Origin of the sequence: Jezberella montanilacus (genome assembly GCF_003003055.1) — a bacterium.
GTDB classification, from domain to species: domain Bacteria; phylum Pseudomonadota; class Gammaproteobacteria; order Burkholderiales; family Burkholderiaceae_B; genus Zwartia; species Zwartia montanilacus.
Window position 1 is genome coordinate 140,782 of sequence record NZ_PVTV01000014.1, and the last position, 22,075, is coordinate 162,856.

At 52.1% G+C, this 22,075-nt stretch carries 17 protein-coding genes; 5 read left to right on the plus strand and 12 right to left on the minus strand.

All coding sequences use genetic code 11. The annotated features are described in order from the left end of the window. Window positions 1-171 precede the first annotated feature (171 nt). Window positions 172-3,093 carry an Rne/Rng family ribonuclease gene (locus tag BCM14_RS10005; protein WP_106227887.1) on the plus strand — a complete coding sequence of 974 codons (2,922 nt, stop codon included), beginning with the start codon at window positions 172-174 and terminating at the stop codon, window positions 3,091-3,093. 133 nt (window positions 3,094-3,226) lie between these two features. On the opposite strand, the gene BCM14_RS10010 is transcribed toward BCM14_RS10005, so the two are convergent. The 6 genes from BCM14_RS10010 to BCM14_RS10035 all read right to left on the minus strand — a co-directional run bounded on the left by BCM14_RS10010 (window position 3,227) and on the right by BCM14_RS10035 (window position 12,235). Continuing rightward, window positions 3,227-4,498 (minus strand): CaiB/BaiF CoA transferase family protein, encoded by a 1,272-nt coding sequence (locus BCM14_RS10010; protein WP_106227888.1) that lies wholly within the window; start codon window positions 4,496-4,498, stop codon window positions 3,227-3,229. Window positions 4,499-4,502: 4 nt separating this feature from the next. After that, entirely contained in the window at window positions 4,503-5,537 is a 1,035-nt protein-coding gene (locus tag BCM14_RS10015; protein WP_106227889.1) for a Bug family tripartite tricarboxylate transporter substrate binding protein, read from the minus strand. Window positions 5,538-5,600: 63 nt separating this feature from the next. Further along, window positions 5,601-7,400 (minus strand): acyclic terpene utilization AtuA family protein, encoded by a 1,800-nt coding sequence (locus BCM14_RS10020; RefSeq protein ID WP_106227890.1) that lies wholly within the window; start codon window positions 7,398-7,400, stop codon window positions 5,601-5,603. Further along, complete coding sequence (locus BCM14_RS10025; RefSeq protein WP_106228017.1) at window positions 7,397-9,388, minus strand: acetyl/propionyl/methylcrotonyl-CoA carboxylase subunit alpha; 1,992 nt, start codon at window positions 9,386-9,388, stop codon at window positions 7,397-7,399. The genes BCM14_RS10020 and BCM14_RS10025 overlap by 4 nt, the downstream gene beginning before the upstream one ends. A 26-nt stretch (window positions 9,389-9,414) precedes the next feature. Then, entirely contained in the window at window positions 9,415-10,584 is a 1,170-nt protein-coding gene (locus tag BCM14_RS10030; protein WP_259673554.1) for an acyl-CoA dehydrogenase family protein, read from the minus strand. 25 nt (window positions 10,585-10,609) lie between these two features. Next, the gene (locus BCM14_RS10035; protein WP_106227892.1) at window positions 10,610-12,235 is read right to left on the minus strand and encodes an acyl-CoA carboxylase subunit beta; all 1,626 of its coding nucleotides are present in this window, start codon (window positions 12,233-12,235) and stop codon (window positions 10,610-10,612) included. A 104-nt stretch (window positions 12,236-12,339) separates the two neighbouring features. Between BCM14_RS10035 and BCM14_RS10040 the strand changes: the two genes are divergently transcribed. Both BCM14_RS10040 and BCM14_RS10045 read left to right on the plus strand, forming a co-directional pair. Continuing rightward, entirely contained in the window at window positions 12,340-13,098 is a 759-nt protein-coding gene (locus BCM14_RS10040) for a TetR/AcrR family transcriptional regulator (protein ID WP_106227893.1), read from the plus strand. Between the two features lie 8 nt (window positions 13,099-13,106). After that, complete coding sequence (locus BCM14_RS10045; protein ID WP_106227894.1) at window positions 13,107-13,970, plus strand: enoyl-CoA hydratase/isomerase family protein; 864 nt, start codon at window positions 13,107-13,109, stop codon at window positions 13,968-13,970. A 25-nt stretch (window positions 13,971-13,995) separates the two neighbouring features. On the opposite strand, the gene accD is transcribed toward BCM14_RS10045, so the two are convergent. The 6 genes from accD to pncB form a co-directional block, all read right to left on the minus strand. Further along, complete coding sequence (accD, locus tag BCM14_RS10050) at window positions 13,996-14,877, minus strand: acetyl-CoA carboxylase, carboxyltransferase subunit beta (protein WP_106227895.1); 882 nt, start codon at window positions 14,875-14,877, stop codon at window positions 13,996-13,998. After that, window positions 14,874-15,734 (minus strand): tryptophan synthase subunit alpha, encoded by an 861-nt coding sequence (trpA, locus tag BCM14_RS10055; protein WP_106227896.1) that lies wholly within the window; start codon window positions 15,732-15,734, stop codon window positions 14,874-14,876. The genes accD and trpA overlap by 4 nt, the downstream gene beginning before the upstream one ends. Before the next feature lie 14 nt (window positions 15,735-15,748). Then, on the minus strand, window positions 15,749-16,948 hold the full coding sequence (trpB, locus tag BCM14_RS10060; protein WP_106227897.1) for a tryptophan synthase subunit beta: 1,200 nt from the start codon (window positions 16,946-16,948) through the stop codon (window positions 15,749-15,751). Window positions 16,949-17,073: 125 nt separating this feature from the next. Continuing rightward, on the minus strand, window positions 17,074-19,218 hold the full coding sequence (locus BCM14_RS10065) for a RelA/SpoT family protein (protein WP_106227898.1): 2,145 nt from the start codon (window positions 19,216-19,218) through the stop codon (window positions 17,074-17,076). A 6-nt stretch (window positions 19,219-19,224) separates the two neighbouring features. Beyond that, entirely contained in the window at window positions 19,225-19,575 is a 351-nt protein-coding gene (locus tag BCM14_RS10070; RefSeq protein ID WP_106227899.1) for a RidA family protein, read from the minus strand. Window positions 19,576-19,593: 18 nt separating this feature from the next. Beyond that, the gene (pncB, locus tag BCM14_RS10075) at window positions 19,594-20,769 is read right to left on the minus strand and encodes a nicotinate phosphoribosyltransferase (RefSeq protein WP_106227900.1); all 1,176 of its coding nucleotides are present in this window, start codon (window positions 20,767-20,769) and stop codon (window positions 19,594-19,596) included. Between the two features lie 131 nt (window positions 20,770-20,900). Here pncB and fdxA point away from each other — a divergent pair, with 131 nt between their 5' ends. After that, window positions 20,901-21,230 carry a ferredoxin FdxA gene (gene fdxA, locus BCM14_RS10080; protein WP_106227901.1) on the plus strand — a complete coding sequence of 110 codons (330 nt, stop codon included), beginning with the start codon at window positions 20,901-20,903 and terminating at the stop codon, window positions 21,228-21,230. A 32-nt stretch (window positions 21,231-21,262) separates the two neighbouring features. Beyond that, window positions 21,263-22,066: a ferredoxin--NADP reductase gene (locus tag BCM14_RS10085; RefSeq protein WP_106228018.1), complete on the plus strand. Its 804-nt coding sequence runs from the start codon at window positions 21,263-21,265 to the stop codon at window positions 22,064-22,066. Window positions 22,067-22,075: the final 9 nt, after the last annotated feature.

A 22,075-nucleotide genomic window follows, 5' to 3' on the forward strand; every position in this document is an offset into this window, starting at 1 on the left:
GCTGAATGAACCGAGCGCCTCTGTGCGCACTGTGCTGGTCTGACCGACCTAAAACCTTGCGCGCCTGTCTATGGCGCGAGGCCTGTCTTGTTCGTTTGAGTGCTTCGCCCCTGGTTTCCCGTGGTGGCTTGTCGCCTTTGCGATTTGCCAATAGAAACGGAGAAACCACAAATGAAACGCATGTTGTTTAATGCAACGCACCAGGAAGAACTGCGCGTTGCGATCGTTGATGGCCAAAAGCTCATCGACCTCGACATTGAAACCGCCGGCCGCGAACAGCGCAAAGGCAACATCTACAAAGCAGTCATTACCCGCATCGAACCCGGTCTGGAAGCCTGCTTCGTGAACTATGGTGAAGAGCGCCATGGCTTTCTGCCCTTCAAAGAAGTCGCACGATCCTATTTTAAAGAGGGTGTAGATGTTCGCACCGCCCGGATTCAGGATGCGCTGAAAGAGGGTCAAGAGATTATCGTCCAAGTCGAAAAAGAAGAGCGCGGTAACAAAGGCGCGGCTCTGACGACTTTTATTTCTCTGGCGGGACGTTATTTAGTTCTGATGCCGAACAATCCACGTGGTGGCGGTGTCTCACGTCGGGTAGAAGGTGAAGATCGTCAAGAACTCCGTGAAAACATGGATCAGCTCAATATTCCCCAAGGGATGAGCATCATTGCACGGACGGCTGGTATTGGTCGCTCGGTTGAAGAGTTGCAGTGGGATCTGTCCTATCTGATGCAACTGTGGACAGCGATAGATGGGGCGGCTAAAGAAAATGCAGGCCCGATCCTGATTTATCTTGAATCCAGCCTGGTCATCCGCGCGATTCGTGATTATTTCTCGCCTGATATTGGTGAAATCCTCATTGATACAGACGACATTGCGGACCAAGCGAGTGCTTTCATGAGCGTGGTCATGCCTGACAACGTCTCCCGCGTGAAGCGATATCAGGATGATGTCCCCCTCTTCTCTCGTTTTCAGATCGAACATCAGATTGAGACGGCCTACTCGCGCACGGTAGACCTGCCCTCAGGCGGCTCAATTGTGATCGATCATACAGAGGCGCTCGTTGCAGTGGACGTCAATTCTGCTCGCGCTACGCGTGGTGCCGACATTGAAGAAACTGCACTGCGCACCAATCAAGAAGCTGCAGATGAAGTAGCCCGCCAGTTACGTTTACGTGACTTGGGTGGTCTGATCGTGATCGATTTCATCGACATGGAAGACACCAAGAATCAGCGCTCGGTCGAAAACCGTCTGCGTGATGCCCTGCATTTTGATCGGGCACGCGTGCAAATGGGCAAGATCTCGCGCTTTGGTCTCATGGAGCTCTCACGCCAGCGCCTGCGCCCTGCTCTGAACGAAGGCTCTCACATCACCTGCCCTCGTTGTAACGGCACCGGCGTGATCCGCGATGCTGAATCAAGTGCCTTGCAAGTCCTGCGTCTGTTGCAGGAAGAGGCCATGAAAGAAAACACCGCAGCGGTTCATGCTCAGGTGCCTGTCGATGTCGCGACCTTCCTGCTCAACGAGAAACGCAGCGACATCACCAAGATCGAGTCACGCCTTAAAGTGAACCTGATCCTGATCCCCAACCGTCACCTTGAAACCCCGCATCATCACATTGAGCGTCTGCGCCACGATGATCCGCGTCTGGAAGACGTGAAGACCAGTTTCGATCTGGTGGATGCGCCTTCAACAGACATGAGCTGGGCACCAAAAGAGCAAGAAGTTGCCACCAAACCCGAAGCGTTGGTTAAGGGGATTACCCCTGCCAAGCCAGCACCCGTATCAACACCGTCACCGCGTGCGGTAAAAGCTGCGGCTGAACAGGCGAAAACCGAAGCCCCTGGTTTCTTCAAGCGTCTGATGGGATGGTTGACCGGAGCAAGTTCAACTGACGTGAACCCAGTTGTAGCACCTGCGCCTACCGATACACGCGACCGACCCAGACGGGAAGGCGGCGATCAACGCCGTGGCAACGGTCGAAATCAACGTGGTCGTCGCAATAACGAACCGAGAGCTGAGAATCGCAGCAACGTTAATGGTGAGGAGGCTTCAACAGAGAACAACCGCCGGCCCCAGCAAAAGCAAGCTCGTGATGACGATCGTGCCAGCGCAGCTCAACGTGCCCCTGCAGCCAACAACGGCGAGCAAAGCGAAGAGCAAGGTTCCCGCAATAACCGAAACCGTCGCGGTCGTGGCCGTAACCGTCGTGAAGACGGCCAAGATCTGGCACGCAGCGGTGCGGATGAAGAAAAATTGCAAGGACTGAATCCAGCTCAGGCAGCTCAGTCCGATGACTTCACTAACACCCACGCTGACACCAACTCGGACGAACTAGACTCATTGCGTGATGATGCTCAAGCAGGTGAACAGAGCGATCCAGAACGTAAACGCCGTCGTCGTCGCAGCCGTCGTGGTCGTCGTCCCAATGAAGAGGGACAAACGGCTCAGGGTTCAGAGGAGCAACCAGCCGATCACGATCAAGATGTTGATGATTTTGATCATTCAAGCTCGGGATCGTCGGTTGCCTCAGGTAGCGAAAGTCACGTTGTCGCAACACATCATGCTCAGCCATCGCAAGACTCAATGGCGTTCTCGGTACCCTCTTCTGTTTCAATCACACCAGTGACTGCACAAGCCGTGCAGGCTGTGGTCGCTGACGCGACATCACAAGAAACTGAAGCCACCGTGGCAGCACCAGCTGAGACTGCATCCATTGCAGCGGCTGCGCCAGTCGCTGTCGTAGTGGACGAGCCAGTCTTGACCAGTCTGCAGCAAGTGATGACAAAGCCTGTTATCGCTGAACCAGTTGTTACGGTAGCTGTGGTCGAATCGCCTGTTGCGGCTGCGCCAGTTGTTACGACGCCAGTACCGTTGGTTATGCCAGCCCCTGCACCTGTTGTAGACAAAGCAACTCTGCACGCTATTGTGCAAGCCGCTGGGTTAACCTGGGTCGAAAGCAATCAGGATCGTGTTGCGCAAGCGCAGGCTAGTTTGCAAGCGACGGTGGCACCGACACTTGGACGTGCGCCCAAGCCAGCTGTGATCGTATCAAGCGAACCGTTGGTGCAAGTTGAGACCAACCAGAACTAATTAGCGTTTTAATATGGGTAAACAAAAAGGCAATCATGACTGATTGCCTTTTTGTTGTGGGTGATGTGAGCTATGCTTTTTACTCGCACCACACTATTTGCCAATTGACCTCAGACTTTTGATCGCCAAAGCATCAATCCCGCCCTGCGATCACCTCCTTCGCTTTCAAGCCCGCGATTTCGTCATCCGCCAAACCCAACCAGTCCTGCAAGATCTCATCCGTGTGCTGCCCCAGCAGGGGTGGCGCATAGCGATAATTGACTGGACTTGCTGACAAACGAATCGGGTTGGCAATCAAAGGAACCTCTTTGCCCAGACCGTGCGGCAACTCGAACCGAGTTTGTAGGTGCTGCACTTGGGGGTGAGCCATGGCTTGTGCATAGTCATTGATGGGCCCAGCTGGCACCCCGGCTTTGAGGAAGACCTCCTCCCAATGTGCTCGTGGTTGCTTACACATGACTTCTGCAAAACACGCTCGCAAAGCGGCCAAATTGACCATGCGAGCCGGATTATCAACAAATCGAGGATCGGTTGCCCACTCTGGGTGACCCAGCGCTTTAGACAAAGCTGAGAACTGACCCTGATTCGCACTGGCGATAATGATGTCACCATCTGCACAAGGGAACACACCGTAGGGTGTGATGGCAGGCGATGCGTTACCGGTGCGCTGAGGGATCTTGCCCGTATTCATGTAGTTGGACAATTGCCCAGAGCTCAAGGCCATCGACACAGCAAGTAATGACAAATCGATGTACTGACCTTTGCCTGTCTCATCGCGATGATGCAAGGCTGCCAAGATAGACACCGAGGCATACATCCCGGTAAACAAATCGATGAGCGGAACACCCGCACGCTGAGGTCCGCCACCAGGCAAATCATCACGCTCACCCGTGACGCTCATCAAACCGCTGAGACCTTGAAACAAATAATCGTAACCAGGTCGTTTAGCAAAAGGTCCATCCTGACCAAAACCCGTCACCGAGCAATAGATCAGACGCTCGTTCAAAGCCGACAAGGAGGCATAATCCAGACCATAACGAGCTAAATCACCGACCTTGTAGTTCTCGATGCAAATATCAGCTTGCAGCGCGAGTTGACGAATCAGTACTTGTCCCGCGGGCTTAGACAGATCAACCGCCATCGAACGTTTGTTTCGGTTGGCCGATTGAAAATACGAAGATTCGCGCGTCGGTACCCCGTTTGCGTCAGGCACCCAAGGTGGTCCCCATTGTCTGGATTCATCCCCTGGACCAACACGCTCTATCTTAATAACATCAGCGCCAAGATCACCCAGAAGTTGCGTACACCAAGGTGCGGCAAGAACCCTAGATAGATCCAGCACTCGCAAAGCTCGCAAAGGCCCAGTTGCCTGTTTTTTTTGACCTACATTTTGCTGATCACTCATTTTTTTAATGTGTCTCCATGCCCGCAGCTTTAATTACTTTACCCCAACGCTCAGTATCGCGCTGTTGCAGCACATGAAGATCATCGGGTGTGCCAACGAAATCCAGTAAGCCTCGCGTCGCTATGTATTGCTGACCTTCCTCGGACTGCATCGCCTTATTGATCAATGCGTTCATACCAGAGACTGCTTCTGATGGAGAACCTGCTGGCAGCCAGACTGCCAGCCAGGAAAAGAAGTCGTAGCCGTCATAGCCTTGTTCAGCGATGGTGGGAACTTCAGCTGCGGTCGATACTCGATTAATAACGGTGACACCTAAGGGCACGACCTTACCAGCACGCACCTGCGCCATCCCAGTCACAATATCTGCGACGTAGAAGTCAATCTGACCACCTAACAAATCTGTCATCGCCTGAGGGCTCGCTTTGTAATTCACATTGACCGCGTCAAACCCAGCCTGAGATTTAAGTTGTTCAATCGTGACTCGGCTTGCCACGGCAGCACTGCCATAACTGAGTTTGCCGGGGTTAGCTTTTGCAAATGCGACAAACTCCTTTAACGATTTCGCGGGAATCTTCTCAGGATTCGCAAGCAATACATAAGGGACTCGAGCAAACGTCGCTACTGGCGCAAAATCTTTCTCTGGATCGAAGCTCAATTTCCTATACAAATGCACATTCGTTGAATGCGTTGAATTGCCCGATACCAAAGCGGTGTAGCCGTCCGCTGGGGATCTCGCGACAGCTTCAGCGGCTATGTTGCCGTCTACGCCGGGCCGATTTTCAACGATAACTGACTGGCCCGTATAACGCTGCATCATCTCACCAATAAAGCGAACCGTGCTGTCTGTTGCCGATCCTGCCGCATAGCCGACAATGAATTTAACAGGCTTAGTCGGCCACGCAGTGTTCGATTTTTGCGTTTGTGTCTGGGTTGATGCTGGACTTTGTGCTTGCGCCAACACCGCATCACTCAGAAAAATCAAAGCTATTGCTGTCACAAAAACTTTACAGGTATGACGAGCCAAGGATGTCGCATCCATTTTTGTCTACTCCCTTTTATATTTTTAATTTGTTACACAGCTGCTGACGAATATCTCACAAACTCAATGCTTTTTCATACAACCTTGATCTAATAGTAAAAGCGGTACTTTCACAGGCATATCAAGCAACATCTGCGCAAATGATTTCGCCAGTGGATCGGACCGCAAGCTTGATGTCCCTCCGCCGCCCAAGGCTTGATGCATAAGAAAATTCATCCCATTGATACCTGGCAAATCGAAACGCTCAACCTCGCCTTCAACCAGATGTTTGAAATAGTCTTTGACGGTTTCTCTCGTCAATTGCTGTCGCAAGATGGGAAGCAGAGCAACATGTCGTGCAATCACGCCAATGTTTGCATCATTACCCTTATCACCACTGCGGGCCCAGGCGATCCGCACCAAAGGCACTTCGACATCTGAGGTGTCGTATGTTTGGCGAGCTGCCGTGACAACGACTGAAGGCGGTTCAAGCTGAACCACAGTCAACGGCTTTTCTATGTCAAGCGTCTGATCCGCCAAGCGCACCTGCACACGCAATTTAGACTTATCGATCAAAAACGAAAATAACCTGATGACTGGTTGAATATCTGCCCGACCGCCAAAGTGGCTACGCGTGCCAGGTCCCATCGAGGTTCCAGCAGAGATGGACTCTTTCTGTAAAAAAACCAATGCCTTTGCCTGAGGATGGCGAGCGCCAATTCTCAATACCAACTCGCGAGAGTCGTGCACACGTGCGTTTTCACCGTATTGGGATTCACAACCGAGCAGCTCTACTCGATTTTCGCTGTAGTCATCAAAGCCACTGGCCTCAAGTTGTCTGCGAGTGCGAGCAAGCAATGCCTCAGCCGTTTTTTTTGCTTTCGCGACTGAATCAATCCCTCTGATTAATTGATGAGTCGTGATCTGATAACCATCCTGCCACGTGACGCTCACTTTGTAATATTGAGAAGGCGGACGCCCAAGGGCACCATCGATCCGTACCCGACCCGCATCAATCTGACGGATCCGCACTTGTCTGAAGTCACACACCACGTCCGGTAGTTCATAACGAGCAGGATCACCGATCTCATACACCAGTTGTTCTGCTCCGCAACCGACACAAACCAGACCACCCGTATTGTCAGGCTTGACCAAATCAAAGCTTCCATCCTCACTTACTTCAAGTACGGGGTAGCCGATATTGGCCCAGTCCGGCACGTCTTGCCAGTCCGTGAACAAGCCACCCGTGGCTTGGGCACCACACTCAATCATATGGCCGGCCAAACTGCCTTGCGCGAGGCGATCCCAATCGTGCCAATGCCAGCCAAATTCATGTGCCAAAGCGCCCAGAGTCAAAGCACTGTCAACGCAACGTCCTGTCACGACGATCTGCGCACCCTCAGACAGTGCTTTAGCGATTGGTTGTGCGCCCAGATAGGCGTTGGCAGACAGCACCTTTGCAGGAAGCGACTGGCCACTCTGCAGATCAGTGACACCCTGTTCGCGCAGGCCGTCAACAAGAGGTGATACGTCATCACCCATTACGATTGCTACTCTGGGTTCAAGACCTAATTCCAGGGCACAAAGCGTGATGGCTTGGGCACAAGCCTCTGGGTTCAGGCCACCCGCATTTGCAATCAATGTGACGCCTTGATTCATGCACGGTTGCAAGTACGGCTTAATCACAGCGCTCACAAAATCGGTTGCATAACCCAGCTGTGGATCTTTCATTCTGGCACGTTGCAAGATCGACATCGTCGTCTCAGCCAGGTAATCAAAGACGATGTAATCGAGCTGAGGCACAGTCAATAATTGCGGCATCGAGATTGTGGAATCACCCCAGAATCCACTTGCTCCGCCAATGCGTACGACCTTTTTGCTCATGCCGATTCCTTGGCCAACGCCTCAGCCTTGACTTTGATTCGAACGAGTACGCGACCAGCCATTACTTGATCGCCAGCACGACACGACACTTCTTCGATTTCACCATCAATCTCAGCGCTTAGCGTGTGCTCCATTTTCATTGACTCGATCACAATCAGAGGATCGCCAGCTTTAATAGTTTCGCCAACCACCGCAGACGTGCGGGCAATTCGCCCCGCAAGCGGCGCTCTCACCGTCCCGGCGTTAGCCGACAGTGTGCCGTTCTTGGCCTCATGCGTATGCGTCAAGTCGACTGCAAAATAAAAAGCGCCTTTGTATTGCAGCCATAATTGTCCCTGACCGTCCCTTTCGAAACGCACGTGATAACGCTGTTCATTTAAATCAAACGCGAGGATCGACTGCGATTGATCAGTATGGGTCAAACTAATCCAAGCGTCGCGACCTTCAGGCTTTACATTCACGACCCCAGGATGGCTCGAAGCATCCACAGTCCAATGCCGAGGCGTCAAACCATCGATTGCGACTTTGACTATGTGATTCAAGCCAATGGCATTCGTCCAACTGCTACCCGTCACCGCCTTGGTAAAGATCGCCGCTGCGGCAACTTCGACGACCTCTGGTGTCTCGCGTCGAGCTAAGGCAACATCATCAAAACAGTCGTCGATAAAGGTGGTCGTGGCTTGCCCGTCTTTGAACCGTTGATGCGCAAGACACGTCTGCAAAAACGTCAAATTGTGCTTAAACCCCAATAACACAGTCTGCTGACAAGCCTGAATCAGTTTATTGATACACGCTTCACGATTGTCACCGTGCACCATAATCTTGGCCAACATCGAATCGTAAAAAGCTGACACCTGCGAGCCTGCACGCAATGCAGAATCAGTGCGCGCCATGGGTGCGGGCTCCCAAGCCAAGACCCTGCCTGTTTGAGGTAAGAAGCCGGCTGTCGAATCCTCTGCGCACAGACGAACCTCCATCGCATGACCTGACCAAGTCACCTCTTCTTGCGTCAAGTTAAGGGGTCGACCCATTGCAACCTGCAATTGCCATGCAACCAAATCCAGCCCGGTCAATAATTCAGTAACACCGTGTTCAACTTGAAGACGGGTATTCATCTCCATGAACCAGAAATTGCCGTCTTCACCTAGCAGAAACTCAAGCGTGCCAGCACCGACATACTGAATGGCTTTACCTGCAGAGACTGCAGTTTGGCCCATTCTGCTTCGCAACACAGCATCAACGGCTGGTGACGGTGATTCTTCGATCAATTTTTGATGACGTCGTTGAACCGAGCAATCACGTTCACCAAGATGGATAAGGTTCCCGTGTTGATCACCAAAGATTTGTACCTCAACGTGTCGAGCATTCAGGATGGCTCGTTCAAGAATTAGTTGATCCGAACCAAAGGAAGCTAGGGCCTCTGATCGGGCTGAGTGCAACGCTGCCAGCAGATCTTGTTTGGCTCGCACCAATCGCATTCCACGCCCACCACCCCCGGCTGCAGCTTTGACCATCAGAGGGAAACCGATGCGCCCGGCTTCATCGACTAAGGTCTGATCGTCTTGTGCGAGGCCTTGATAACCAGGTATACAGGGCACACCCGCGGCAATCATGACGTCTTTGGCCTCTGCCTTGTTACCCATCATTTTGATGGCTGTCGCTGAGGGTCCGACAAATACGAGACCTGCCGCGGCGACAGCCTCCGCAAAGTCAGCGTTCTCTGCTAAAAAACCATAGCCAGGATGAACCGCTTCGGCACCACTTACTTTGGCTGCATCGATAATTTTAGGGATAGCTCGATACGACTCACTCGCTGCACTCCCCCCCAGGCAGATAGCCTCATCCGCGTAAGCTACATGAGGGCTGTCGCGATCCGCCTCTGAATAGACTGCGACCACGCGCAATCCCATTCGACGGGCGCTGCGCATAATGCGCAACGCAATCTCCCCTCGATTAGCCACTAACAGGGTGTTAAACGTAGGTGTCATGCCAAACAATTCCGGTGTCGTTTTCATCAAGCGGGGCGTTTAGGCAAAATACCCATGTTCTTGCAAATAATCTGCAACATAACTTCATCTGCGCCACCTCCAATCGAAATTAAGCGCAAATCCCGATAAGCACGCGAAACGGGGTTGTCGAGTGTGAAGCCCATCCCACCCCAATACTGCAGACACGCATCGGTGACTTCGCGACAGAGACGGCCGACCTTGAGCTTAGCCATCGACGCTAACTGAGTCATATCCTCGCCAGCCATGTGAGTATCAGCCGCGCGATAGACCAGTGAACGAAGCAATTCGACCTCAGTCTTCAACTCAGCCAATCTGAAGTGCACCACCTGATTGTCAAGGATCGGTCTGCCAAAAGCCACGCGATCACGTGTGTAGGCGATTGTTTCATTGATACACATGTCAAGTGCTGTCACCCGCCGTGCAGCGGCAGACAAGCGCTCTTCCTGAAACTGCATCATTTGATAGATGAAACCCTTGCCTTCTTCACCGATCAAGTTACGCTGTGGTACTCGCACCTCATCAAAAAAGATCTGAGCTGTATCAGACGACCACATCCCGATCTTATCGATTTTCTGGACAGTCACTCCTTTTGCGCGCTTGCCATTCTCTTTAAGTGGTACACAGAGCAATGATTTGCTGCGATGCGGCGTGTCGCTTGAGGTGTTCACTAACAAGCAAACCCAATCGGCTTGCGTGCCATTGGTGATCCACATTTTGGATCCATTGATCACATAATCATCGCCGTCTTTGCGAGCGTGGGTCTTGATCGAGGCCACGTCAGAGCCCGCACCCGCCTCAGATACCCCGACCGAAACCACATTTTCACCGGAAATTGCGGGCGCAAGAAAATTTCGTTTTAAATAGTCAGACCCAAATTGAGTTAAAGCTGGTGTCGCCATGTCGGTTTGTACAGCAAGCGCCATACTGACTCCTTGCGCGGCGATGTGACCAATTGCTTCGCAAAAGGCGATTTCAAACGAATAGTCCAAGCCAAGGCCGCCGTATTCAACTGGTTTGTGAATACCCAGATACCCGAGCTTGCCCATCTTGCCGAACACTTCATGAGCAGGAAAAATCCCTGCCCGCTCCCATTCGTCCACATGAGGGTTAACTTCTTTATCAATAAACTGTCGCACGCTGTCCTGCAGTGCAATGTGCTCGCTGGTGTAATGCATCATGTCTCCTTGATTGTTTTAACTGTTAAAACCGGGCAACGCCATACTGAACGCGATTGGGTGTTCGCGCCTGCGCTTCACGACACGTGGCCAAAGTCAGCTCAAGCACTCGACGGGTTTCTCGCGGATCGATGAGTCCATCATCAAGCATCAAACTACTTGTATAAATAGCCCCAGACTGACGCTCAAAATTATCGATAATGTCCTGCTTTTGTCGAGCTAGGGCGGCACGGTCCGGTTCAACACCTCGACGGGCTGCAACCCCCAACGCGACAATCTCCATCGTGTCCGCTGCCTGCTGTCCGCCCATGACTGCAGTTTTTGCATTTGGCCAACTGAACACAAAACGAGGACCAAACGCACGACCACACATCCCATAATGTCCGGCACCATAAGACGCCGCACACAAAAAGGTAATTTGCGGGACTCGAGCATTGGATAGGGCTTGGATCATTTTCGCGCCGTGCTTGATCATCCCTGCTTCTTCAGAAGCGCGACCAACGATAAAACCGGTCGTGTTCTGTAAATAGACAATTGGCGTACCAGCCTGATCGCACAGCTGAATAAATTGCGCAGCTTTAGTTGCCCCTTGCGGATCAAGCGAACCGTTATTACTGATGAAAGCAACGGCGTGACCTTCAACAAAGGCTTGTATACAAAGCGTAGCTGAGCCATACCCCGCTCGAAACTCAGTCAAGGCAGACCCATCGACGATTCGAGCAACCACTTCGCGCATGTCAATTTGCTTGCGAGGATCAGTTGGCATGATGCCCGCGAGCTCATCACTGTCAAACAATGGCTTGGTAAACATTGGTTGGCTTTGAAGCTGCTTGTTACGGTTCCAGTCCAGATTGCGCACGATATCCCGGGTCAGCGTAATAGCGTGAGCGTCGTCTTCAGCCACAAAATCCGCCAAGCCCGATACAGTCGCGTGCATATCGGCACCCCCCAGGTCTTCTTCGGTTGCGATTTCTCCTGTTGCTGCTTTGAGCAAGGGCGGCCCTGCTAAAAAAGCCCGAGCGCGACCGCGCACCATCACCACGTAATCGGACAAACCAGGCAAATAAGCGCCGCCGGCTGTGGATGAGCCGTGCACCGCAGAAATAACAGGTAGCCCAGCAGCAGACAGCAGGGCCAGGTTGCGAAACATCCCCCCGCTATTAACAAAACGTTCGACACGGTAACTGCGCAGGTTTGCGCCTGCGCTCTCAACCAGTTGAATAAACGGTAGATGGTTTTCAAGAGCAATATCCTGACAGCGCATAATTTTGCGACCCGTCAGATTTTGCATTGCTCCTGCTTCAATACCAGAATCATTCACCACCACCATGACGCGAACGCCGTGAATGAAACCAATCCCGGCAATCACTGCGCTACCAGGGATACTGGTGGCAGGATCAGGATTTTCGATACCACAGTAACCGGCCAGGCTCATCAGCTCAAGAAACGGCTGACCCGGATCAAGCAACCTGGCGAGTCGCTCTCTTGGTAATAACTGTCCTCGCTTAGCGAAACGATCCGCCGATCGCTGCGAAGCAAGCATCGTACGCTTGTGCAAGGCAGTAACCTCATCAATCAGCGCTTGCGTGGTTGTACGCTGCTCAACATAGGAATCTGAAAACGTATCAATGGACGTCGAGAACACTTGCATAAGGTGACGCTTTGCCTCTAAGATTATTTATAGTTTATTTGAATTAAAATATAATACAGTTGTATTATTTCGTCAAATATACCTCCTACGCCTTTGACAATAGAATGAGCAGAAAAAAGCTAGCGCCACCAGACAAACAGTTTTCGAATTCAGACGAGGCATCACCACCTCAGACTCGCTCACTCGACACAAAACTTGAGCTGCTGTTAGCAGCTGAACAACTCTTTGCGTTAAATGGCCTGTTGGGCGTATCGATGCGGCAGATCGTCTCGGCATCGAATCAACGGAATGCTTCGACGATTCATTATCACTTCGGTTCTCGCGATGCATTGATTTATGCAATCTGCGAGTACCGGATACTTAGTATCGAACAAGATCGCGCACGCCGACTGGCAGAGTATTTGCAGTCACCTGACAGGGGCTCTAAGCGAGTGATTGCTCTGCTTGAAGCCTTGCTTTGGCCGAGCGCGCAACCGATTATCGACAGTCATGGGCAAAGCTATTTCAGACGTTTTCTCGCCCATAGCTTTGTTAGCGATACGGTGGATCTACCTGGTTTTATCAAAGGCCGTTTCGACGCAGGGATGCGGCAAATAGCCGGGCTCTTGCAGCAACATCTCACCCATTTATCCGAAGCAAGCTTTCATATTCGGTGGGCGTTGATGATTCGGTCAGTGACCTATCTGTTAGCCAATCTGGAAGCTCGAGCAGAGGCAACCTCCAAGTCAAAAGCAGCCGCACTGATCAAGCGTGGCGTGAATGACATTGCCGTGAGCTTCGCCGGGATGTTGCAAGCGCCTGAACAAGAACCCAACGTGACTGATGTGCCGCTGATAAAAAAATCCACCACAAAGAAGAAGTGAGACGAATCATGACGAAGTCGATCAGTCCGGTAGCGACCGCTAGCCCCGTTCAAGAAGAAAACATCCAAGACTTTTTGCTACTGAGTTTCAATCAACCAGAAGCGCGGAATCCACTCGGACCAGAGGTCATCGCCGCCCTGACCAGTGCAATTGATCGCGCCGAAGCTAACTCAAGCATCCGGGCGGTCATCCTTAGAGGCTACGGCGCGGTTTTTAGCGCTGGTGGCAATCTTGGTAATTTTCAAGATCGATTGGCTGCCCCGATGAATGCTGACGGCAGCGACCCGATTGCAAAGAGCAATCGCGCGTTCGGTTTGTTTTTAGAAAAACTTAGAAAATTCCCTAAACCAGTTGTTGTCGCCGCGCACGGAGCGGCGATGGGTGGTGGTGTGGGCTTGGTCTGTGCCGCTGATATTGCGATTGTTTGTGCCGATACGAAATTTTGTTTCACAGAGACCAAATTAGGTTTAATACCTGCCCAGATTCTTCCTTTTGTCGTCGAGCGTATCGGGGGCAAAGCTGCCCGACGTTTAATGCTGAGCGCAGAGAGATTCTCTGCCGCAGACGCCTTACAAATCGGGCTAGTCGATTTCGTTGCGCCAAACATGGACGCGTTACGTGATCGCCTCGTTAGTGTCCTGGACAATATTAGTGCTTGCGCACCCAATGCCGTGATGGCGACTAAACGACTCTCCTACCGTAACGACTGGGAGACATCTGAACAGGGGCTCAGCCAGCTACTTGACGACTGCGCAGTCGCGTTTGCAGCTGCAATGCGTGATGAGGCGAGCGAAGGTCTGACCGCTATGCGCGAGAAACGAACCACCAGTTGGGCAAAGCGCTTCCCGAGAGAAGCTCTTGATCAATGGTGATCGACCGATAGCGTCTTAAATTAGGTTAATTAACCACCGCATCAATCGGCTGATTTGTTAACAAAGCGAGTAGTCGAGCGATTGCTGGCCTCAGTTGCCGACGATCAACAACCATGTCTACTGCGCCCTTTTGTTGCAAAAACTCTGAGCGTTGAAAACCTTCTGGCAATTTTTCGCGAACCGTGGATTCAATCACTCGAGGCCCAGCAAAACCGATTAACGCACGAGGCTCGGCGATCACAACATCGCCCATAAAGGCAAAGCTCGCAGAGACACCGCCCATCGTCGGATCAGTCAGTACACTGATAAACGGCTGACCAACCTCAGATAAGCGAGTTAGCATCGCATTGGTCTTAGCCATTTGCATGAGCGAAAATAGACTCTCTTGCATTCGAGCGCCACCAGAGGCTGAGACGCAAACGAACGGGATACGGTGCTCGATGGCTGCCTTCACACCCCGAACAAAACGCTCACCGACGACAGATCCCATTGATCCACCCATGAACTGGAACTCGAAACATGACACCACACACGGGATAGCCATGATTGTGCCGCTCACCACAACTAAAGCGTCGGTTTCACCCGTTTGCTCAACGGCCTCTTTCAAGCGATCCGGGTACTTTCTAGAATCTTTAAATTCAAGTGGATCTGCTGATTTAATATCGGAGCCAATTTCAACGCGACCTTCAATGTCGAGCAAGGAATCGATGCGGGTTCGAGCACCGATTCGCATGTGGTGATCGCATTTCGGACAGACATGCAAATTGGCGGACAAATCTTCGTTATATAAAACAGCTTCACAAGCGGGGCACTTTACCCACAGGCCTTCGGGCACTCGTCGCGCAGCGATATCGGACGGCTGCGCCTTGTTAATCCGTGGAGGCAGGATTTTACCTAGCCAACTCATTGGGACCTCTCAACTGCCGAACGACCGTGGTCAAGCGCAAGGCGTATCGTATGAAGCCAATTGGCGCCCGCTGTAATTGCTGCGTCAGACTGTCGATCAAGCGGCAAATCAGCCCACGCCTTGGCCATGGTGTCGATTAACTTACTGCCAATCACCACAGCATCGGCGACATTGCCGATCCGGCGCGCGCTCTCGCTATCACTGATCCCAAAGCCGACCCCGACTGGGAGCGTCACATGCTTGCGGATATTCGCCAAGCGCGCCGCCACATCATCCACATCAAGATTGCCCGCACCAGTGACACCGTTTAACGACACGTAATACACGTAGCCTTTGGCGATCTTAGCAACGGCGCTGATACGATCTTCGGTTGAAGTCGGTGCCAATAAAAAGATGGGGGCAATGTGATGCTCATCTAATAAATCAGCGAAATGGGAGATTTCTTCTGGTGGGTAATCGACCACCAGCAAACCGTCTATTCCAGCAGCTTGCGCTTTTTCAGCGAATATTTTTTGACCCATGCGCTCAATCGGATTGGCGTAACCCATCAGAACGATCGGTGTTTGCTTATCGACTTGGCGAAACTGTGACACCATATCCAACACATGGCGCAAACCGACGCCCTGACGGATGGCGTGCTCAGACGCACGCTGGATCACGGGCCCATCTGCTTGTGGATCAGAGAACGGGATACCCAATTCGATGATATCGGCACCTGCGTCAACGAGTGCATGCATCAGAGGCACAGTCGAGGCTGGCAAAGGATTGCCGGCCGCAATATAAGGGATCAATGCAGCGCGATTTTGACCAGCAGCCACCGCAAAGGCACTGCCGATACGATCAGTATTTAAAGACATCGATCTGTCAACCTTTAAAGCGTCAAGCCTGAATGCTGAGCGACTGTGTTCATGTCTTTGTCGCCGCGGCCAGACAAGTTAACTAAAATAACTTGGTCAGGGCGCATCGTCTTGGCCAATTTCGCCGCATGGGCCAGCGCGTGAGAGGTCTCAAGCGCAGGGATAATGCCTTCGATTCGGCAGCAATGATGAAATGCAGCCAGCGCATCTTCGTCGGTCACGCTGACATACGAAGCGCGGTTACTGTCTTTCAACCAGGCATGTTCAGGGCCAACACCAGGATAATCCAGCCCGGCAGAGATGGAGTGAGTTTCGATTACCTGGCCATCTTCATTCTGCAAAACATAGGTCCGATTGCCATGCAAGACGCCAACAGTGCCTGCAGTCAAGGAGGCGGAATGTTTACCCGTGGAGATGCCCTCTCCGGCCGCCTCGACCCCAATCAACTGCACGTTTTCATGCGAAATATAGGGGTGGAAAATACCCATGGCATTCGACCCGCCCCCTACGCACGCAATGACGGCGTCAGGTTGTTTGCCAGCATAGTGCGGCATCTGTTCGATCGACTCATTACCAATGACTGAATGAAAATTGCGAACCATCATTGGATAAGGGTGTGGGCCTGCCACGGTACCGATAATGTAGAAGGTATCGTCAACATTGGTCACCCAATCACGCATTGCTTCGTTCAGGGCATCCTTGAGGGTTTTGGAACCGGACTCAACAGGCACAACGGTGGCACCAAGTAATTTCATCCGGTACACGTTGGGCGCCTGACGCTTCACGTCTTCGATACCCATGTAAACCACGCATTCCATGCCATAGCGGGCGCAGACTGTCGCGGTGGCCACACCGTGCTGACCAGCACCTGTCTCGGCGATGATGCGTTTTTTACCCATCCGTCTGGCTAACAATGCTTGACCGAGACTGTTATTGATTTTGTGTGCACCGGTATGGCAGAGGTCTTCGCGTTTAAACCAGATCTGTGCGCCACCCATTTCTTCAGACCAACGTTTGGCGTGATAGACCGGCGTTGGGCGCCCGACAAAATGCTTAAGTTCATAGGCAAACTCAGCCAGAAATTCTGGATCGTAACGATACTGCTCATAGGCGAGGCGCAGTTGCTCAATCGCCTGCATCAGCGTTTCAGCTGCAAAGACGCCACCGTAAGGGCCAAAATGCCCTTTGGCATCGGGAAAATCATAGGGTTTCAAAGCGGGCTCCCCGAAAAACAGATGATATGGGCAACAATATGCCAAAAATCCAGACCAGTTAATCTTCAAGTTTAGCAGTATGTGCGCAGAAATAGCGCAGGTACCGGTAGGGAATTACCTTGCCGTTACCGACGAGTTGCGCTCAGGACGCCCGTGACATCCAGCAAGGCTTGCAGGGCGCGCTGAAGCTCTGGTCCATCGTGCACCTCCACCGTAAATCCCATGTGTGCCAACGATCGTTTGCTTTGCGTGTTGACCGCGATCACATTTAATCTGAGGCGCGCAAATACCTCAGAGAGATCTCTCAACAAGCCTGGGCGATCTTGAGCTCGCACACTCAAATCAACTGGGTAGACCAAGCCAACTTTGACCGCTCCCCAAGCCACATCGATCGATCGCTCCGGCTGGCGGGCACACAATTCAGCGAAGCTTGCGCAGTCTGCGCGATGGATCGATACGCCGCGACCACGCGTAACAAAGCCTCGAATTGAATCGGGCGGAGCGGGTCTGCAGCATCGCGCCAATTGTGTCAATAATGAATCGACCCCCACAACCAATACGCCGCTCTTGCCACCGAGCGCTGCATTATCCCCGCTTGAGTGGTGTGTGATGAGATCCTGTGCGCCAATCTCTTGCGGCACCTCAACCGGTTGAAAAACACTATCAATCTGCCGCAAACTGAATTCATCTTTCGCGGCAGCAACATAGAGATCCTCGGCATTGGCAAACCCGAGCTGCTGCGCAAGCTGCGACAGATTAATAGCGGTTTTACCGAGTCGTTGCAATTCTTTCTCGACCAGTAACTGCCCCTGCACAACACGTTGTTGCAGCTCGATTGCGTTAAACCACGCTCTGACTTTTGCTCTGGCGCGGGGACTCGCTAGAAAGCCCAAATGAGGATTAAGCCAGTCTCTTGATGGCCCACCCGACTTGGTTGTCACAATTTCAACGGTCTGGCCTGTCTGCAACTTTGTTTGCAGTGGAACCATCTGACCATCGATTCGAGCACCGCGACAACGATGCCCCAAGTCAGAATGCAGGTGATAAGCAAAGTCAACCGCAGTTGCTCCCACGGGGAGCTCAATCACTCGAGCCTGAGGTGACAAAACGTAGATCCTGTCGTCCTGCGGCACCGCCACAGGCGCAGAGCCAGCAACAGGCGAGCCCGCATCTGCCTTCCAGGCCAATAACTGCCTCATCCAGGCCAGTTGACGGTCATAACGACCCGACGCCGCGATCTGCCCACCTTTCGCGCCAGATTCTTTATAGCGCCAATGCGCAGCCATCCCATATTCTGCAAATTCATGCATGGCCTGTGTGCGGATCTGTACTTCAAAGGGCCTGCCCTGATCGTCCGCGACCACCGTGTGCAAAGAACGATAGCCGTTAGCTTTAGGGCGCGAGATGTAATCATCGAACTCGTTAGAGACGGGCACCCACAGTTCGTGTACTAGCCCTAAAGCTGTGTAACAGGCGCGATCGTCGTCCACAATGACGCGCAGCGCTCGGACGTCAAACAATTCGCTAAATTGCAACTGCTTATTAAGCATCTTGTTGTGGATGCTGTAGATATGTTTAGGCCTACCCGATACGTCTGCCTTGACCCCTAAGCCATCCAGTGCAACCGTAAGTCGGGCAATGGTTTGCTGAATAAACAACTCTCGTTCGACGCGCTTCTCTTCAAGCAAGCGGGCAATTTCTTTGTAACGCTGCGGATCGGTAAAACGAAAAGCCAAATCTTCGAGTTGCCACTTGAGTTGCCAGATTCCCAGGCGATTAGCCAAAGGGGCATAGAGTTCAAGTGTTTCACGTCCCAGGACAGGATCAGAGGGAATTTTCGCTGCAGCATACCAACGCAAGGTTTGTAGACGTGAGGCAAGCCGGATCAGGACGATGCGCAAATCAGCTGCCATGGCAAGCAGCATCTTGCGTAACATTTCATTTTGACCGCTTCGATCAAGTGCGGCGGAATCAGCAGCGCTAACGATTGAGCCTAGGCGTAATAAGGCTCGTGTACCTTGCAGCAACGAGGCAATCTCAGGGCCAAATAGCCGGCTGACCTCTTCATGCTGCTGAGAACCAGCAGATTCAGGCAAACCAATCAGCAGCGCCGAAGCCTGGGTAACCGTATCCGCTTGAATTTCCTGCAGAATGTCGGCAGTACCAATCGCATGCTCAAGATGAGGCTCGCCAGCCGAAGTTTTGAGATCAGCGCACCGGGGCTCGACCCATTGCCGCACCTGCCCCAGTAAATTGGCGTCTTCGCTCATGCCACCTTAGACGGCTGCCGTCACCACGATCTCAACTTTGTAGTCGGCATTGGCCAAGCGTGCTTCTATGGTTGCGCGCGGAGGTGCATATCCCTCAGGCACCCATGCATCCCATGCTTTGTTCATGCCATCGAATTCTTTCATGTTGGCAACGAAGATCTGCGTCATCAGAATGCGGGTTTTATCAGTGCCTGCTTCTGCCAACAACCGATCAATCGTTGCCAGAATTTGGGCGGTCTGACCGGTGATGTCCTGACGGACGTCATCTGCCACTTGACCCGCCAAATAGGCCACGCCGTTATGCACGGCCATATCTGACAGGCGTTTTCCTACATTGACTCGTTTGATGTCGCTCATTGAGATTCCTTCAGTTGCTCAAACAGGGGGTAATTCAAATACCTGACGCAGATAGGCCAGGTAGGCTTGATCGTCGCACATCGTTTTTTCGGGTGCATCCGAAACTTTAGCGACTGGTTGCCCGTTACATCTCACCATTTTCATGACGATTTGCAGCGGCTCGTGCCCTAAATCATTGGTCAAATTCGTACCAATGCCAAAAGAGGTTTGACAACGACCCGCGAAACGCCGGGTGATTTCAATCGCTCGAGGGATAGTGAGCGCGTCAGAAAAAACCAGGGTTTTCGTCCGAGGGTCAACACGATTCGCAGCGTAGTGAGCAAGCATACGCTCACCCCAGTCTAATGGATCACCTGAATCGTGTCGCGCCCCATCAAACAGTTTGCAGAAGTACATGTCAAAGTCACGTAAAAAGGCATCCAGCCCATAAACATCGGACAGGGCAATGCCAAGATCCCCGCGATATTCTTTAGCCCATGTCTCAAGCGCAAAGACTTGAGAATCACGCAAGCGCGGGCCGAGCGCCTGGCAGGCCTGCAGGTATTCATGCGCCATCGTGCCAAGTGGCGTGACCCCATGCTTCATCGCAAACCAGACATTGCTTGTGCCTGCAAAATGCTCGCCCATTTGGGCTTTCATCGTCAGCACGACCTCTTCGTGCCAGGCATGTGAAAAACGCCGACGCGTGCCGTACTCTGCCACCCTAAACTGCGCCAGATCGGGCGCATCGAGCACCAGGTGCATTTTTGTCTGTAAACGTTTACGGCCCTCGTCCCACGGTGGATTTGGGCAAACGTTTCGAAAATAAACCTCGTTAACGATCGCCAATACCGGGATTTCAAACAAAATCGTGTGCAACCAAGACCCCTTGACGGTAATCTCAATTTCGCCGGGTTTATTTCCCTCGGTTACTTCAATGCGCTTTTCAGACAGCTGAAAGAAATCCAGGAAATCAATGAAATCACTCTTGATAAAGCGCAAGCCACCCAGGTAGGTGAGCTCTTGCTGGCTGAACCGCAGTTGGCACAGCGCACGGATTTCAGTGCGGATTTCTTCAATGTACGGACGAAGGTCGACCCCGGGCGTCCTGCACCGGTAACGGTATTCAACCTGAGCCGCAGGAAAATGATGCAAAACCACCTGCATCATCGTGAACTTGTACAGGTCTGTATCGAGTAGTGACTTAATAATCATGATTTTTCAACAATGACCTCAACCATAGCATAGCCGTCACGAATAAAAGGGCTTTTACAAGCTGTCTCAGCCATTTAGGTAAAATCTCTCACAAATCCTTTTGCTAACAACTATTAACGCTGGTGAAATCCATGACGCATGTCGTGACTGAAAACTGTATTAAATGCAAATTTACGGACTGCGTCGACGTTTGTCCTGTCGACTGCTTTAGGGAAGGGCCAAACTTTTTGATCATTGATCCCGATGAATGCATTGATTGCGCCGTTTGTATCCCTGAGTGCCCTGCCAACGCCATTTTCGCTGAAGAAGATTTGCCGGCCGACCAGCTCAAATTCATTGCTCTGAACGCTGAATTAGTATCATCGCCGTCTTTCACCAGCATTAGTCGCTCGAAAAAACCGCTGCCCGACGCTGACAACTGGAACGGCATGACAGACAAACTCAAATACCTCGAAAGGTAATAAATTTGACCGATACAAGCGGCTCTCAGGTGATTGGCAAAGAGCTTCGCTATACCAGACAGAGCGTATTGGCCAAAAAGGTTTGGCTGGACGAAAAGTTGTTTTCGCTACGCGTGACTAAGGATCCAGCCTTTAATTTTTTGCCCGGCCAGTTTGCCCGGCTGGGGCTGTCAATTGCGACAGCCACTAACGGAGATCTAGCTGAAGAGTGGCGAGCTTACTCCATGGTGTCCAGCCCGAAAGAAACAGAATTAGAGTTTTTTTCTGTACTAGTTCCCGGGGGCAAATTCAGCCCAGCGATGGCCAGCCTATCTGTTGGTGATGAAATTCTGATTGATAAAACGGCCTATGGCTTTCTTACCCTCGATCGCTTCCCCGACGGAGAAGACCTGTGGCTGTTCTGCACCGGAACGGGGCTATCGGCCTATATTGCCCTGTTGCGAGACCAGCAGGTCTGGGCACAATTCAAAAAAGTGATCCTGATTCACGGTGTCAGGCACGCAAGTGAGCTTGCTTACCGCGACGAGATGCTTGAGCTGATTCAGGCGGATAAGCCACTGGTTTACCTGCCCGTCACCTCAAAAGAGCTATCGTCGCCTGAGCTATCACCTAACGTCCATCCGGACCTGCTGCAACCGAGCCGGATGACCAGCTTGCTGTCATCCGGAGAACTCGAGCAACGTGTGCGGATCGCACTCAATCCAAGCTCATCCCGGATCATGCTATGCGGTAATCCAGCGATGGTGACAGACATGCGGAAACTATTATCGGCAAGAGGTTTCGTCGCAGGTCGCCGTGGGGTAGCGGGTAATCTTGCCGTTGAAAACTACTGGTAACCTACACGA